General features: G+C 52.2%; 16 protein-coding genes. 10 read left to right on the top strand and 6 right to left on the bottom strand.

The annotated features are described in order from the left end of the window. Nucleotides 1–34 precede the first annotated feature (34 nt). Genes DDT52_RS17845 through DDT52_RS17860 form a run of 4 tightly spaced genes read left to right on the top strand, consistent with a single transcriptional unit; the run spans nt 35 to nt 4,034 of the window. A complete protein-coding gene (locus DDT52_RS17845; protein ID WP_136157549.1) occupies nt 35–964 on the top strand; it encodes a dihydrodipicolinate synthase family protein in 930 nt (309 codons plus the stop codon). Between the two features lie 43 nt (nt 965–1,007). Continuing rightward, a complete protein-coding gene (locus DDT52_RS17850) occupies nt 1,008–1,955 on the top strand; it encodes a tripartite tricarboxylate transporter substrate binding protein (RefSeq protein ID WP_136157550.1) in 948 nt (315 codons plus the stop codon). Nucleotides 1,956–1,991: 36 nt separating this feature from the next. After that, nucleotides 1,992–2,510, top strand: a complete 519-nt coding sequence (locus DDT52_RS17855) for a tripartite tricarboxylate transporter TctB family protein (protein ID WP_136157551.1) — start codon at nt 1,992–1,994, stop codon at nt 2,508–2,510. 12 nt (nt 2,511–2,522) lie between these two features. Then, nucleotides 2,523–4,034, top strand: coding sequence for a tripartite tricarboxylate transporter permease (locus DDT52_RS17860; protein ID WP_109054772.1), 1,512 nt, complete (start codon nt 2,523–2,525; stop codon nt 4,032–4,034). A gap of 37 nt (nt 4,035–4,071) precedes the next feature. Here DDT52_RS17860 and glpE read toward each other — a convergent pair whose 3' ends face one another. The 3 genes from glpE to ulaG all read right to left on the bottom strand — a co-directional run bounded on the left by glpE (nt 4,072) and on the right by ulaG (nt 6,528). Next, on the bottom strand, nt 4,072–4,398 hold the full coding sequence (gene glpE, locus DDT52_RS17865; protein ID WP_136157552.1) for a thiosulfate sulfurtransferase GlpE: 327 nt from the start codon (nt 4,396–4,398) through the stop codon (nt 4,072–4,074). 100 nt (nt 4,399–4,498) lie between these two features. Next, nucleotides 4,499–5,254 carry an HTH-type transcriptional regulator UlaR gene (gene ulaR / locus DDT52_RS17870; protein WP_136157553.1) on the bottom strand — a complete coding sequence of 252 codons (756 nt, stop codon included), beginning with the start codon at nt 5,252–5,254 and terminating at the stop codon, nt 4,499–4,501. A gap of 209 nt (nt 5,255–5,463) precedes the next feature. Continuing rightward, a complete protein-coding gene (ulaG, locus tag DDT52_RS17875; RefSeq protein ID WP_109054775.1) occupies nt 5,464–6,528 on the bottom strand; it encodes an L-ascorbate 6-phosphate lactonase in 1,065 nt (354 codons plus the stop codon). Between the two features lie 428 nt (nt 6,529–6,956). On the opposite strand from ulaG, the gene DDT52_RS17880 reads away from it, so the two are divergent. Genes DDT52_RS17880 through DDT52_RS17905 form a run of 6 tightly spaced genes read left to right on the top strand, consistent with a single transcriptional unit; the run spans nt 6,957 to nt 11,381 of the window. Beyond that, nucleotides 6,957–8,354 (top strand): PTS ascorbate-specific subunit IIBC, encoded by a 1,398-nt coding sequence (locus tag DDT52_RS17880; protein WP_136157554.1) that lies wholly within the window; start codon nt 6,957–6,959, stop codon nt 8,352–8,354. Between the two features lie 16 nt (nt 8,355–8,370). Beyond that, entirely contained in the window at nt 8,371–8,679 is a 309-nt protein-coding gene (ulaB, locus tag DDT52_RS17885) for a PTS ascorbate transporter subunit IIB (protein ID WP_095835380.1), read from the top strand. A gap of 9 nt (nt 8,680–8,688) precedes the next feature. Further along, the gene (ulaC, locus tag DDT52_RS17890; protein ID WP_109054778.1) at nt 8,689–9,156 is read left to right on the top strand and encodes a PTS ascorbate transporter subunit IIA; all 468 of its coding nucleotides are present in this window, start codon (nt 8,689–8,691) and stop codon (nt 9,154–9,156) included. Nucleotides 9,157–9,171: 15 nt separating this feature from the next. Next, nucleotides 9,172–9,825: a 3-keto-L-gulonate-6-phosphate decarboxylase UlaD gene (locus tag DDT52_RS17895; RefSeq protein WP_136157555.1), complete on the top strand. Its 654-nt coding sequence runs from the start codon at nt 9,172–9,174 to the stop codon at nt 9,823–9,825. Nucleotides 9,826–9,834: 9 nt separating this feature from the next. Beyond that, nucleotides 9,835–10,695 carry an L-ribulose-5-phosphate 3-epimerase gene (locus DDT52_RS17900; RefSeq protein WP_136157556.1) on the top strand — a complete coding sequence of 287 codons (861 nt, stop codon included), beginning with the start codon at nt 9,835–9,837 and terminating at the stop codon, nt 10,693–10,695. Further along, nucleotides 10,695–11,381, top strand: a complete 687-nt coding sequence (locus tag DDT52_RS17905; RefSeq protein ID WP_136157565.1) for an L-ribulose-5-phosphate 4-epimerase — start codon at nt 10,695–10,697, stop codon at nt 11,379–11,381. Before DDT52_RS17900 ends, DDT52_RS17905 begins: the two co-directional genes overlap by 1 nt. A gap of 119 nt (nt 11,382–11,500) precedes the next feature. Here the strand turns inward: DDT52_RS17905 and DDT52_RS17910 are convergent, their stop codons facing one another. From DDT52_RS17910 to DDT52_RS17920, 3 genes are read right to left on the bottom strand one after another with little or no spacing between them, the layout of a single operon-like run. Continuing rightward, nucleotides 11,501–12,403, bottom strand: a complete 903-nt coding sequence (locus DDT52_RS17910) for an amino acid ABC transporter substrate-binding protein (protein WP_136157557.1) — start codon at nt 12,401–12,403, stop codon at nt 11,501–11,503. A gap of 13 nt (nt 12,404–12,416) precedes the next feature. After that, nucleotides 12,417–13,379 (bottom strand): amino acid ABC transporter substrate-binding protein, encoded by a 963-nt coding sequence (locus tag DDT52_RS17915; RefSeq protein ID WP_210732739.1) that lies wholly within the window; start codon nt 13,377–13,379, stop codon nt 12,417–12,419. Nucleotides 13,380–13,407: 28 nt separating this feature from the next. Further along, complete coding sequence (locus DDT52_RS17920) at nt 13,408–15,462, bottom strand: putative bifunctional diguanylate cyclase/phosphodiesterase (protein ID WP_168709802.1); 2,055 nt, start codon at nt 15,460–15,462, stop codon at nt 13,408–13,410. Between the last annotated feature and the right edge of the window lie 576 nt (nt 15,463–16,038).

The following is a 16,038-nucleotide window of genomic DNA, read 5'->3' on the forward strand; positions in this document are numbered from 1 at the left end:
TTTACTCATAATCTCATTCCGTCAGGAGTAAACAATGAAAAATATCGACGGCATTGTCCCAGTCATGCTGACCCCGTTTACCGAAAATAACGACATTGATTATCCCGGTCTGGAAAAGCTTATCGACTGGTATCTCGCAAAAGGCGTCGATGCGCTGTTTGCCGTCTGCCAGTCAAGCGAGATGCTGTTCCTCAGCCTGCCGGAGCGCGTGGATCTGGCGCGTTTCGTGGTGGATAAAGTCGCAGGCCGCATCCCGGTGATAGCTTCCGGGCATATCAGCGACGGGCTGGACGATCAGATCCGCGAGCTCACGGCAATGGCCGAAATCGGCATCGACGCGCTGGTGCTGGTGACCAATCATCTGGACCCGGAAAACCAGGGCAGCGATACGTTTTACGCCACGCTGAACAGCCTGCTGGCCGCGTTGCCAGCGTCAATGCCTTTAGGTCTGTATGAGTGCCCGGCGCCCTATCGCCGTTTGCTGAGCGATGATGAACTGTGCTACTGCGCCAATACTGGCCGCTTTGTGGTACTGAAAGATGTGAGTTGCGATCTGCCAACGGTAACGCGCCGGGTCAAACTGGTTGCCGACACGCCGCTGAATATCATCAATGCCAACGCGGCGATTGCTTTTGATGCCATGAAAGCCGGTTCCAGAGGCTTCAGCGGCGTCTTCACCAATTTCCACCCTGAATTATATAGCTGGCTTTACCACCACCATAAAAGCCACCCCAAACTGGCTCAGGAACTGGCAACCTTTCTTTCGCTTGCAGCCGTGACAGAAACCTTGGGCTATCCCAAAAATGCAAAAATTTATCACCAACACCAGGGAACCTTCGGCAGCGCTTACTGCCGGGTCAATAAAGATGACGTGCTGGAGAAATATTGGGGATTGGCTGTGATCCTTGAGCAAATCCGCAGCGGCACAGAACATTACCAAAACAAAATAAATCTCATGAACTGATACCCCCTTTCCCTCATACCTCTACGAGAAGGAAACACCGATTATGAAACTCATTCGGTTAACGGCGTTAAGTACCCTCTTGCTCTCCTGCTCCGCCCTTGCGGCGTGGCCGGAAAAACCAATTACGATTATCGTCCCCTGGGGCGCGGGCGGGAATACCGACACGGTGGCGCGTCTGGTCGCCCAGGGTCTGCAAAAAGAATTTGGCGTGAACGTCAATGTGGTCAACCGCACCGGCGGTAGCGGCGTCGTCGGCCATGATGCGATTAACCGCGCCAAACCGGATGGCTACACGCTGGGTATTGTGACGGTGGAAATCGCCATGATGCACCACCAGAAAATGACGAATCTCAGCTATCAGGATTACACCCCCATCAGCAGACTGGCGGTGATCTACGGCGGACTACAGGTTGCCAAGGATTCGCCTTATCAGGATGCCAACCAGTTAATCGATGCCATTAAGCAGCAGCCGGGTAAATTACGCGCGTCGGGCAGCGGTCTGAAATCCGTTTGGCACCTCAATACGTTGGGGATGCTGAAAAGCGCCAGTCTGCCGGAAAATGCCGTCCGATATATTCCCTCACAGGGCGCCAGCGCCGCGCTGCAAGAGCTGGTTTCCGGAGGGGTTGATTTTGTGACCTCTTCACCCGGAGAAGCCAAGAGCATGGTAGATGCCGGTATGGTGCGCCATCTGGCCATCATGTCCAATCAGGCTTCCGAACTCTATGCCAATATCCCCATTTTCAATCAGGCAACGCCGTATAACTGGTCGCTGACAACGTGGAACGTGCTGTCTGCTCCGAAAGACCTGCCGCCGGAGATCACCGAAAAACTGACCGACGCGATGAAAAAGGTTTATGACTCGGGCGAACTACAAAAATTTGCCAACAATCAGGGTTTTGAAGTCAGCGCGTTGTACGGTGACGACCTTTATCAATTCATGAAGGAAGAAGACGCTCAGTTTGGAAGCCTACTTTCCGACGATAAATAAAACAGGCAGGCGCCATGAAAATGGCGCCTGAAAAACATGCCGAAGTTATCTTTATTACTCCCGCTGCTTTTCCTGCTGTTCGGCGCAAGCGTTGCCGCTTATGCCTTTATTCAACTCGGCGATGTGGCCGATTTTGGCGCAGGATTTATGCCGGCCATCCTCGGCTGCCTGCTCGTATTGCTATCCATTCTGGATCTGACAACCGTTCGGTTAACAAAACGCCGGGAGCATTTTTCAACGTCGCCTGCGACGGCCTGTAAGGTGACGGACAAGACGACCGCCGTAAAAAAAGAACATCGCCAGCCTTCAGACGCCAAAAGGCATGAAATCACGAGCGTATGTCTGGTGGCGCTCACCGTCGTTTTTTATATTTATTTCGTTGAATTATTAGGCTTTATTCTAACAACCAGCATCATTATGGCCAGCCTGCTCGCGCTCTTCCTGTCCAAACACAAAATTATTGCCGTCGTGGCCGCCGTGGGGCTTTCAAGCGGCATTTACTACTTGTTTTCCAAAGTATTATTAGTGCCGCTTCCCTCTGGCAGTATTTTTTAAGGACGTGTGACGATGGATATCCTGATTAACGCCAGTGAATACATTACTCTGAACGCCATCATCGCCATCTTCGCCGCTGGCCTGTTCGGTTTGTTTGTCGGCGCGATACCCGGTCTGACCGCCACCATGGCCGTCGCGCTGCTGGTTCCTTTCACCTTTTTCATGGACCCTATTCCCGCGCTGGCCATGATGATCTCGGTTGGCGCATCCACCATCTACGCCGGGGATATACCCGGTGTACTGCTGCGAATTCCGGGGACGCCCGCCTCTGCGGCGTATGTGGATGACAGCTATGCGCTGAGCCAGCAGGGAAAAACCAACCACGTACTTGGACTCGGCCTGAGCACCTCGGTGATCGGCGGCATCATTGGCGCCATTGTGCTCACGTTCGCATCGCCGTTATTAGCCTCCTTCGCCCTGAAATTCAGCTCGTTTGAATACACCTGGCTGGCGTTGCTCGGGCTCAGTTGTTCAACGTTGATTTCAGGCCAATATGTGGTCAAAAGCCTGATGGCGCTCCTGCTGGGACTGGTTTTAGCCACCATCGGCTATGATGAATTCACCGGACAACCGCGTTTCACTTTCGGCAACGTCGCGCTGTTGGAAGGGATCAGTTTTATTCCGGCCATGATAGGCATGTTCGCTATCGCCAACGCGATTGAATATTACGCCAGCCGCCACCGTGACAGCGTGCAACAAGCCAGCGCCGCGCCGCCGCCAGCGGAAAAATCATCATTCAATATTCTATCGGGAATAGGTCCTTCACTGAAAAAGAACCGGGTGGGTATTGTTCGCAGTAGCGCCATCGGCACGTTGATTGGCGTACTCCCCGGCGCGGGCGCCGATATTGCGGCATGGATCTCTTATGCGGTGGCGAAAAAGTTTTCCCGCCAGCCTGAAAAGTATGGCAAGGGCTCGGAAGAAGCCGTTATTAATGCCTCATCAAGCAATAACGCCAGCCTGGCGGGAAGCTATATCCCCACGCTGGTATTCGGCATCCCCGGTGATTCCGTGGCCGCGATTGTGATTGGCGTACTCTATATGAAAGATATGCAGCCGGGGCCTTCCCTGTTCATCTTCCACCCGGAGAAGCTCTACGCCATTTTCATGCTGTTCTTTATCGCCAACCTCGCGCTGCTGCCGCTGGCCATGATCGTGGTGAACTTCCTGAAGCGCCTGATCTCCGTGAATAAAGATATTGTGTATCCGGTGGTGATCGTATTCAGCATCGTCGGCGCGTTCGCGATGAACAACTCCATGGCATCCGTGGTGGTCATGCTGGTGATGGGGATTGTGGGTTATTTCTTACAGAAATATCACTACCCGATTGCGCCAGTCATCCTGGGCATGGTGCTCGGGCCGATGTTTGAGAAAAGTCTGCTGTCTTCCTTGCTGAAGTCAGATGGCAATCTGATTGCCTTTGTGGAGCGTCCGATCTCCGCTTTCCTTGCCGTGCTGTTTCTGATTGTTGTCATCATGCAGGCCAAAAGCATCATTCAGGTGTTCAAAAACAGCCGTGGATAGGCAGAGAAATAAAATAAAGGAAACGGGCCTGCCTGGTTCAGGCCTGACCCTGTTCAGCATCCTGCGGGTAACGGTTTTGCCAGGCGTCAAAACCGCCGTCAATGCTGAATACCGACTCAAAGCCCAGACTGATCAGGTACTGCGCCGCATTGCGGCTGCTGATCCCGTGATAACACATCACCATCACCGGCGTTGCAAAATCGGCTTCGCGAACAAAATCTGACAGCGTTTCGTTAGTCAAATGTGTGGCGCCGGGTACGTGAGCAACAGCAAAACTCTGCCGATCGCGGATATCGACGACAATGCTCCCCTGCTGCCAATGGGAATAGGCTTTTTCTATATCAATCGCTTCAAATTGTTCCATCAGGCGTTACAACCACGTTAATCACAAGGATCATTATTGTAACCTGACTGGCGGCAGAGTAAACCGGACAAGTTGCGAGGCAATACCGAAAACCCGCTCATCACACCAATATCACGTCCACACCCTGTTCACGCAGTTGCCCGATAATCTGTGCGTTAGCCTGCTGACCGGTAATCACCACGTCAATCTGCTCCACCCGGCTGAACAGCATCCCGGCGCGTTCGCCAATCTTGCTGCTGTCCACCACCACCGCCAGCTTACCGACATAACGCAGCATCTTCTGCTCCGCCATCGCGGTCAGCATGTCCGTTTTATACAGGCCTTCCGCCGTCAGCCCCTTACCGCTGGTGAACATCCAGTGTCCGGCGTACAGGCTGGCGTCGCCTTCCTGCGGCGCCAACGTGATGGATTGGCTTTTATTATATTGCCCGCCCATGATGACGACGCTGTCGTGTTCTTGCTCAATCAGGTAATTCGCCAACGGCAGGTAGTTGGTTATCACCTGCACGTCTTTGCCGCAGATCTCCTGCCCCAGTAAAAATGCGGTCGAGCCACAATTAATCACCACGCTTTCGCCAGGACGGCACAGCTGTGCCGCCGCTTTGGCGATACGCATTTTCTCGTCCAGATTCTGCGCCTGATAAATATTGAGCGGCGTCCAGGTTGGCCGGGGGACATTCACCGCTTCAGCGCCATTGCGAACTTTCCGCAACTTACCTGACTCATCAAGCTTGTTGATATCGCGTCTTGCTGTGGCTGGAGAGACGTCAAAGTGCCTGATCAGATCGGCAACCGTCAGTTGCCCTTGTCGTTGCAGAAAATCAATGATGGCATTATGGCGCTGAGATTCAGTCATGCTTGCCCCGCTAAATGGATACTGAATACCGATTATAATGAGCACCTCCGGTAATTTGAATCATAACTTATCAAAAGTACGCACGGGATATCATCAATACATAACGATGGGTGTAAAAAACAGATAAGGTCCGCGGCGCGTTCAGGCCGGAAGAACCAGGGCGAGTCGATCATGTCCTAATGGCAGAATGACGTCCCGCCCTGATGTTTTTACAGGAAGGATTTAAACGGCAAATCCGGCTCCATGGTAAAACAATCTTCAAACCCGCGCGGATAGTGGTACTCCAGCTTGTCTTTATCCTGCGGCCAGGTGAACTTGCCGCCAACCTGCCAGATAAACGGCTTAAAGCCATATTGCAGCCGATCTTTCTTCATCTCCCACAGCACGCGGATTTCCTGCGGATCGGCCTGAAAATTCGACCAGATATCATGGTGGAAAGGGATCACCACCTTGGTGTTCAACGCTTCAGCCATCCGCAATATATCGGCGCTGGTCATCTTATCGGTGATACCGCGCGGGTTCTCGCCATAGGATCCCAACGCCACATCAATCTGGTGCTCATTGCCATGCTTGGCGTAATAGTTGGAATAATGCGAATCACCGCTGTGATAGAGATTGCCGCCCGGCGTTTTGAACAAATAGTTCACCGCACGCTTATCCATGCCATCCGGCAAGACGCCCGCGGCCTTTTCCTCAACGGGCAGCGTAATCAATGCGGTACGATCAAACGCGTCCAGCGCATGAATTTCAACATCCTTGATAGTGATAACGTCGCCGGGTTTCACCACAATGCAGCGTTCACGCGGCACACCCCAGCCAATCCATATATTCACGCAGCTTTCCGGACCAATGAAGGGCACATTGCCGTCACAGTTTTTCAACACGGCCGCGGCCACATTCACATCAATATGGTCATTATGGTCATGCGTTGCCAGCACGGCGTCAATCTGACGAATGGCAAAGGGATCAAGGACAAACGGCGTGGTACGCAGGTTGGGCTGCAATTTCTTCACCCCCGCCATACGCTGCATTTGGTGGCCGGATTTCATCAGCGGATTGGCATGGCTCTGTTTACCCGTCCCGCACCAGAAATCCACGCAGATATTCGCCCCTTCCTCCGATTTTAACCAGATACCGGTACAGCCCAGCCACCACATGGCGAATGAACCCGGTGCGACCTGTTCCTGTTCTATTTCTTCATTCAGCCAGGTCCCCCACTCCGGGAAGGTACTCAGAATCCATGACTCGCGGGTAATGCTCTCGACTTTACTCATAGTGTGAACCTCGTCATCGACATGTTGGTGCGTTATCAAATTTTGAAATCAAAATAAAATCATTAAATGACAACATATGATTTTATTGTGAGAAAATATCACCGTTTTATCGCGATGACAATCGCGGCATTATCACGAAATTTCCCACAGCTCAGACAACAACCTGGCGTCCGGTCTCCTTAAAATCATTCCAATAAAAACATAACGATATGAATATAAACAATAAAAACGAAAAACCAATTGATAATACGAGAATATTGACAAGCAAAAAAAGATAATTGCGAAGCCTCTCACAAATAATCAAAAAATGTCTTTTGGTGATTATTGGTGATTGATAGAGTGAATGCGCCCTACAAAAAATGCCTGACCACGCCAGCCTTTTCAGAAGCGGCGCGTAACAGGATGACCAAAAGCCGAACGGAGTGCTTATGGAAACCCTCTATAATATCTTTACGATTTTCTTTAATCAGGTCATGACCAATGCCCCGCTGCTGCTGGGGATTGTGACGTTTCTCGGTTATTTACTGCTGCGTAAAAGCGCCACCGTCATCATTAAAGGCACCATCAAAACGATCATTGGTTTTATGTTGTTGCAGGCAGGTTCCGGAATTCTGACCAGCACCTTCAAACCTGTCGTCGCCAAAATGTCTGAAGTTTACGGCATCAGCGGCGCCATCTCAGATACCTACGCCTCCATGATGGCGACCATCGAACGGATGGGCGACGCCTATAGCTGGGTCGGCTATGCGGTACTGCTGGCGCTGGCGCTGAACATTGTTTATGTCCTGCTGCGCCGGATCACCGGCATCCGCACCATCATGCTCACCGGCCATATCATGTTCCAGCAGGCAGGCCTGCTCGCCGTGTTCTTCTATATTCTCGGCTATCCGATGTGGACCACCATCATCTGTAGCGCCGTGCTGGTTTCCCTGTACTGGGGCATCACCGCAAACATGATGTACAAGCCGACGCAGGCGGTAACGGACGGCTGCGGTTTCTCCATCGGACACCAGCAGCAGTTCGCCTCCTGGATTGCCTATAAGCTCGCGCCTTATCTGGGAAAAAAAGAAGAGAGCGTGGAAAATCTGAAGCTTCCGGGCTGGCTGAATATCTTCCATGACAACATTGTCTCCACCGCGATTGTCATGACGGTATTCTTCGGCGCGATCCTGCTTTCTTTCGGTCTGGACACCGTGCAGCAAATGGCAGGGAAAACACACTGGAGCATTTATATCCTGCAAACCGGCTTTCAGTTTGCCGTCGCCATTTTCATCATCGTACAAGGCGTGCGGATGTTCGTTGCCGAACTTTCTGAAGCCTTTAACGGCATATCCCAACGATTGATCCCCGGTGCGGTATTGGCTATCGACTGTGCGGCAATCTACAGCTTTGCCCCCAATGCCGTAGTCTGGGGGTTCATGTGGGGCACCATCGGTCAGCTGATCGCCATCGGCATCCTGATCGGTATCGGCTCGCCCATCATGATCATTCCCGGCTTCATTCCGATGTTCTTCTCTAACGCCACCATCGGCGTATTCGCCAACCATTTCGGCGGCTGGCGCGCGGCGACGAAAATTTGTCTGGTCATGGGCATGATCGAAATCTTTGGCTGCGTCTGGGCGGTAAAATTGACCGGGCTGAGCGCCTGGATGGGCATGGCGGACTGGTCGATTCTGGCGCCGCCGTTAATGCAGGGGCTGACATTTGGTCTGTGGTTCATGAGCGTCGTCATCGTCATTGCGCTGATTTACATGGTCTTTGCCAGCCGTACATTGCGCGCTGAAGAAGATGCGGAAAAGAAACTCACTGAAACTCACGTGAACTGATTCTGGAGAAACCATCATGACAGTACGAATTCTGGCGGTATGCGGCTGCGGACAAGGCAGCTCCATGATCATGAAAATGAAAGTCGGCCAATTTCTGACCGAGCAGGGAATCAATCATAGCCTGAATAGTTGTGCGGTCGGTGAATACAAGGCTGAACTGAGCGGTGCGGACATCATCATTGCCTCTACTCACGTTGCCGATGAAATCACCGTCAGCGGCAATAAATATGTCGTCGGCGTACGCAATATGCTTTCCGCGGCCGACTTCGGCCCAAAACTGCTGGACGTCATCAAAGCGCATTTTCCGGCGGACTTAAAGCAATAGGGAGCGATGATGAAACTACGTGATTCACTGGCGGAAAATCGGTCCATCCGGTTGCAGGCCGAAGCCAGTACCTGGCAAGAAGCGGTGAAAATCGGGGTTGATCTGCTGGTCGCGGCCGATGTCGTCGAGCCGCGCTACTACCAGGCCATTCTGGACGGCGTAAAGCAATTCGGCCCTTATTTCGTTATCGCGCCCGGACTCGCCATGCCTCATGGCCGCCCGGAAGAAGGGGTCAAAAAAACCGGCTTTGCCTTGGTCACCTTGAAAACGCCGCTGATCTTCAATCATGAAGACAACGACCCGGTGGACATACTGATCACCATGGCGGCCGTTGATGCTACCACCCATCAGGAAGTGGGCATCATGCAAATCGTCAATCTGTTTGAAGATGAAGCCAATTTTGACCGCCTGCGCGCCTGCCGTACCGAGCAGGATGTATTGAATCTGATTGACCAGACCGCCGCGGCGGCATGCTGATTGAGGAGTTTATCGATGTCTCATTTACCGATGTTACAAGTTGCGCTGGATAACCAGACGCTGGCCGATGCCTATCAGACCACCCGATTGATTGCCGAAGAAGTGGACATTATTGAAGTCGGCACCATCCTGTGCGTTGGCGAAGGGGTTCGCGCCGTGCGCGATCTGAAATCCCTTTATCCGCACAAGATCGTGCTGGCGGATGCAAAAATCGCCGACGCCGGAAAAATTCTGTCGCGCATGTGCTTTGAAGCCAATGCGGACTGGGTCACCGTCATTTGCTGTGCGGATATCAACACTGCCGCCGGCGCACTGGCGGTCGCGCGCGAATTCAACGGCGATGTTCAGATTGAATTGACTGGCTTCTGGACCTGGGAACAAGCACAGGCCTGGCGTGATATCGGCATCCGGCAGGTAGTGTATCACCGTAGCCGGGATGCGCAGGCCGCCGGAATCGCCTGGAGCGAGGCCGACATTATCGCCATTAAACGTCTGGCGGATATGGGTTTCAAAGTGACCGTAACGGGTGGATTGGCGTTGGCGGATTTGCCTTTATTCAAAGGCATTCCTATTCATGTGTTTATCGCCGGCCGCAGTATTCGCGATGCCGCGGATCCGGTAGCGGCGGCGCGCCAATTCAAACACAGCATCGCCCAGCTCTGGGGATAAGGTGATCTCATGCTCACGAAAACCGTTCCACTCGGTATTTATGAAAAAGCACTGCCGCCGGGTGAAAACTGGCTGGCGCGTCTGCAACTGGCGAAAGCGCTGGGCTTTGACTTTGTGGAAATGTCAGTGGACGAAAGCGATGGCCGACTGGCGCGTCTTGACTGGAGCCGTGAGCAACGCCTGGAGCTGGTGAGCGCGATTGCCATCAGCGGCGTCCGGGTTCCGTCTATGTGCCTAAGCGCCCACCGGCGCTTCCCATTAGGCTCGGAAAATGACGAAACGCGCAATCAGGGACTGGAAATCATGTTCAAGGCGATCCGTCTTGCTCAGGATGTCGGCATCCGCGTTATTCAACTCGCCGGCTACGACGTCTACTACCAGAAAGCGAACAATCTGACCCGGGAACGTTTTCGCCACGGTCTGCAACTGGCCGTGGAAATGGCCAGCCGAGCGCAGGTCACGCTGGCGATGGAAATCATGGACTACCCATTAATGAATTCCATCAGTAAAGCGCTGGGCTACGCCAACTACCTCAATAATCCGTGGTTCCAGCTTTACCCGGATATTGGCAATCTTTCCGCCTGGGATAACGACGTACAAATGGAGTTGCGCGCGGGGAAAGGCCATATCGTGGCGGTGCATGTTAAAGATACCCGCCCCGGCGTCTTTAAAAATGTGCCGTTCGGCACCGGCGTAGTTGATTTCGCACGCTGTTTTACCACGCTCAGGGAGAGCGGCTACTGCGGCCCCTATCTGATCGAAATGTGGAGTGAAACGTCACCCGATCCGGTCAAAGAAGTCACCGCCGCACGCGACTGGGTTAAACAACAGATGACCCAGGCCGGTTTGCTGGTGGAGGAAGTCGCATGATACAACAGCTAAAACAGCAGGTTTTTGATGCGAATATGGCGCTGCCGCGCCACGGCCTGGTGACCTACACCTGGGGCAACGTCAGTGCGATCGACCGGCAGCGCCAGGTTATCGTCATCAAGCCCAGCGGAGTGGCTTACGAAATCATGCAGCCAAATGACATGGTGGTGGTTGATATGCAGGGAAAGGTAGTGGAAGGGAAATACCGTCCCTCTTCCGATACCGCCACCCATCTGGAACTTTATCGCCGCTATCCGCAAATAGGCGGGATCGTCCATACGCATTCGACGCATGCTACCGCCTGGGCGCAGGCTGGGCTGGCGATCCCGGCGCTGGGGACTACCCATGCCGATTACTTTTATGGCGATATCCCCTGTACCCGACCGCTAACTGCGCAGGAAGTGGAAACGGAATATGAAAAAAATACCGGCGTCGTGATTGCCCAAACGCTCGGCGACAGCAATCCGCTGCACACCCCGGGGATCATCGTTTATCAGCATGGGCCGTTCTGCTGGGGCCAGGACGCTGACGAAGCGGTCCACAACGCGGTGGTGATGGAGGAAGTGGCGAAAATGGCGTGGATAGCCTGTTCGATTAATCCGCGCCTGCATCCGATTGACGATTATCTGATGAATAAGCACTTCAGCCGCAAACACGGCCCCAATGCCTATTACGGGCAACGATGAAATCACGCCGGCCGTTGAAGACGACGGACGGCAATCCTGGGCTATCAGGGAAAGAGATTAATGAGTTTGACGGTGAACGGTAATTTACCATTCACCCGATCCTGAACCCACGATAGCGTTTATTCGGCGGTAATGGTAAGCGCCTTCAGGCTATCACTCATCGGCCATTGTAAATTGATACCCTTGCCGGGTATCGGCTGAGTAAACCAGCGTGAATAGATACGGTTCATCTCGGCACTGCGATAAATATTACGCAGCGCCGTATTAACGGCCTCTCTGAAATCGTCATCATTGAGGCGCACCATAAAACCATAGGGCATCTGTTCACTCACTGGCTCGGAGGAGACCGTATAATCCTGCGGATTGGGGGATGCGGCAATCATGGTATAGAGCAGAATATCATCCATAGCAAAAGCAGACACTTTTTCCTGACCGACCAGATCGAACGCCTTCTGGAGCGTATCAACCGCGACAATGGACAAATTCAGCGTCTTTTCCCGGTTAACCAGGGTGATCTGGCTGACGTTCACCGTACCCAATGCGACGCTAACGCTCCTTCCACGCAGATCGGTCAGCGTACGCAGGTTATTTTTAGCCAGAGCGACATAATAAGTGGTAACGAAAAAGTGGCTATGGGTAAACGCAACGCTACGGCGACGTTCGGCAGTATTGGTACTCGCCACGCATTCAATATCAATAGCCCCGCTATTAAGTAACTGCACACGGTTGCTCGGGGTGCGAAACACATATTCTATATTAAGCCGCTTTAGCCCAAGCTGCGCCTGTAGCGCTTGCGCTACCCGCTCACACAGATCGATGGAGTAACCGATGATGCGTCCGTCAGGGCCGACATAGGAAAAAGGCGGTGTAATACCGTAACCGATGCGCAGAGTTTCCGTTTGCCGAATGCGTTCCAGCGTTGAAATAGACCGTTCGGCACGCGCCAGGCTGCTTTCCGCGATAGCTAACAGGAGCAGCAGAGAAAGAAAAGTACGGTATAAGCGTTTACCACGTTCACGCATACATCATTCTCCTTTAGTCTAAATATTCTTTCGGATCGGCAAAAAGTGACTTAAGGTGCGGAGGCATAGGAAAATTCAGGTTTATTCCGTCTGGCGGGACGGGAGCAAGGAACCATTTGGCATAAATGTCATCAATTTCGCCATCGGTGAAAATAGTGCGCAGTTCCGCGTTCACCACGCGTTTGAAGGCCAGATCGCCCGGCCGAATCAGAATACCATAGGGCTCAGATCGGCTTAATGCATCTTCTGAAATCACAAAATCCGCCGGGCTGGGGGAAGAAGCGATCAGCCCGGCCAGCAGAATATCATCCATCACAAAAGCCGAGGCTTTGCCGTTCGCAACCTGCGCGAACGCTTCCTCATTGGTTTTTTTCAACATAATGGAAATATTGAGTCTCATACGGTGATTCAAGGCAATCAGTTGCCCGACGTTAATCGTTCCGGTTGCTGCCGACACGCTGCGCCCGGCCAAATCGCCGATATGGTTAATCCCCGCGTTTGTCTTCGCCACAAAACGCGTGGCCGTTACGAAATGAGGAAAAGTAAACTCGGCCATCTTGCGCCGTTCGGCGCTGTTGGTCGTCGCCGCGCATTCAAGATCGATCCCCCCGTTTCTGATGAGAGGGAAACGCGTGGCGGTCGTCACCGGAACAAACACGATATGAATCTCATCCAGCTTCAGATACGTTTTGATCCCCTCAACAATCCGCAAACAGAGATCGACCGAGTAACCCGTCGCGTTGCCGTTCACCACATAAGAAAAAGGGAGTTCATCGGTACGGTGCCCGAGCTTTATCGTTTTGGTTGCCGCAATGTTTGTCAGAGCACTCTCACTGCCTGACGGGCTCATCGCCCCAGCCAACCGCCAGGGAAGCAGACAAATGACCGCAATAATCGCGCCCAGCCTGACAAAAGTGCGCCAATTGCAATACCAAATCATGACAACACAGGAAAACCTCGTTCTTTGTCTCTGCATATCATCCCTGCCTTCACTAACCAATGATTCAGATCTGAATGGGTCGAAAGTGGTTCTGCGCTACTCTGGTGATTGGCTCAGTGTTCCCCAAAAGCGTCCCTTGCATATATTGGCACCCGGCGCTGATTAACCATTGCCGCTGCTGGTCGGTTTCCACCCCTTCCGCCGCAGCCTCCATCCCTAAGCGCTGCACCAGAGCGATAATCGTACTGACGATAATCCGGTTTGCTTCACGCTCTGCCAGACCCGCTATCAACCCTCGTTCCAGCTTCACTCTGGTGAAAGGAAAATCAGTCAGGCAATCAAGCGAGGCGTAGCCCGTTCCCAGATCATCCAACGCGATGCCGATCCCCAGCCCGCGGATCGCCTGTAGCACCGGCAGAGCAACCTCACGATCCAGCATGACGGATTCCGTCACCTCAATTTCCAGACAGGAAGGCGGCAAGCCGCTTTCCGCCAATGCGCACGCCAGGATCTCCACCAGCCCGGAGCGGTTAAGCTGAACAACCGATATGTTCACCGATACAAACCGACCATCCATATGCGACGCGGCGTCGGCGCAGGCCCGGCGGATAATCCATTCACCCAGCTTGACGATCACCCCGGTTTTTTCCGCCAGATCAATAAACGCATCGGGTAACAATAACCCATGTTCGGGATGACGCCACCGAATCAATGCTTCATAGCCGACGATTGTGCGATCGGCACGACACAATGGCTGGTAATAAAGCTCAAACTCATCGCGTTCAATCCCGCCTTCGATATCCCAATCATGGCGATTATGACGTGAATTCGGCATGGTCATGCCACATTCAAAAAAATGGTAATTACCACGCCCGGTATTTTTAGAGGTATATAGCGCGAGATCGGCGCTCTCCATCAGGACACGGGCCGTATCGCCATACAAAGGGGCGCAGACAATACCGATACTGATGCCAACATACATTTCGTTACCGTCGTAATAAAAAGGCGAAGCAATCTCTCTGATAATCTGTTCGGCCAGCAGGCGCCCCTCCAGCACCTGGCTACAGCGCACCAATTGGATCACGGCAAATTCATCCCCTCCCAGCCTGGCGATAAAATCATCGCTTCCAAGCAGCACGGTGATGCGTGAGCTAACGTTGATCAACAGCTCATCGCCAGCAGCATGGCCGAACGTATCATTGACCGCCTTAAAGCGATCGAGATCGAGCAGCAGCAGGTTAAAATGCACGCCCTTCGACATCAGTTTCGCAATCGCCGTATCAAGCGCCAGACTGAAAAAAGTGCGGTTCGGCAAACCGGTCAGGGAATCATGGTGTGCCATATATTCCATTTTCTGCGCCGTTTCTTTCACCTGTTGCAGATATTCCCGTTCAACCACGGCCTGCCTCAGCTTCTCGATCGCCGCCGCCAGACGGCCGATTTCATCATTTCTCTCCAGAAAGGGCGTGATATTGCCCGTGTCATCCTGCGCAATGCGGGTCACCGCCTGGATAAGCACCGGTACTGAATAAAAAAACTGTTTCACGGGGAGCATGATGATAAAGCCCGTGACGATCAATATCGCAAGCAGGGCCAATAGAGAATGGCGCAATAGCGTATTGTGGATTTTATAGAGATCCTGTTTCCCGCCGATGCTGCTCACAATCGCGCCAAGGATATTGCCGGAGGGCGTAAATACCGGAAGAACGCTGGCAAAATACACCTGCTGTTCAATGCGGATAAAACCGGAGAATGCGTTTCCCAGCGCCTCTGGCGTTATTGCTTTTCCTGCTTCGGATTCGAGCATACTGCCGCCGGCAACGCCGTCCGCATTCGTTATGCTGATAAACCCTTCTTGTGCTGTATAGCGGAAAAGCCAGACATCATTACGCGTTTGGGTCGCCGCCATCGCCAATACATCGGCGGGATTGAACCCCGTCTCAAGGATGTATTCATCGTCGCCTAAAAAACGATCGGTCACGATTCTGACAACCTGACCCGACTCGTTCACATTCACAGTAATCGAAGTATAAATACTGCGAATAATATAACTGGTAATATGGGCGTTCATTTCCGCCTGGCGTCGCCATTGTTCCTGCGAGCTTCTGTCTACGATCATCCAGCCCGCTGCGGCGCCGACGGCATAAGAAAAAACAATGCCTACCACAATAAATAATGTGACTTTTCCTAAAATTGAGCCATACCCAAACCGCGGACCCCGCGCAGGTGACTCGCCATCATTCGGTATGTCTCTATTTACTGCCTTATTTAATTGGATTCGTGGCATGATCAGTCAAAACTCTTATATTGGTTATATCCGCCCCGGAAAATAAAAATAATTAAATATTTTCAACCAATTACAGACTATTCATTATAGGCAATAGTTATCCACGAGTTATATTAAATAACGGGTTTTGGCCGATAGGGATCATTATCAAAGATCGTTAAAAAACGGCTAACGCGCCTGATCACAATAAACTCAGCATATTATAAATATATAGATACCTGCATTTGTTATACCATTAAAAATTAAGTTAACAATGGTTTATTCAAAAATAGTTTATCCTTATATACCCAATAAATTTCAAGCGTCAGGACAAAACGTTATCGTTTTGAGCAACGCAACGTGTTGGCCCTTTACGGCTGACGAATCCCCAGCAAAGAATTAAGTATTTTTGATAAATCGCCATAAATT

The organism is Brenneria roseae subsp. roseae, assembly GCF_003115845.1.
In the GTDB taxonomy this organism is placed as follows: domain Bacteria; phylum Pseudomonadota; class Gammaproteobacteria; order Enterobacterales; family Enterobacteriaceae; genus Brenneria; species Brenneria roseae.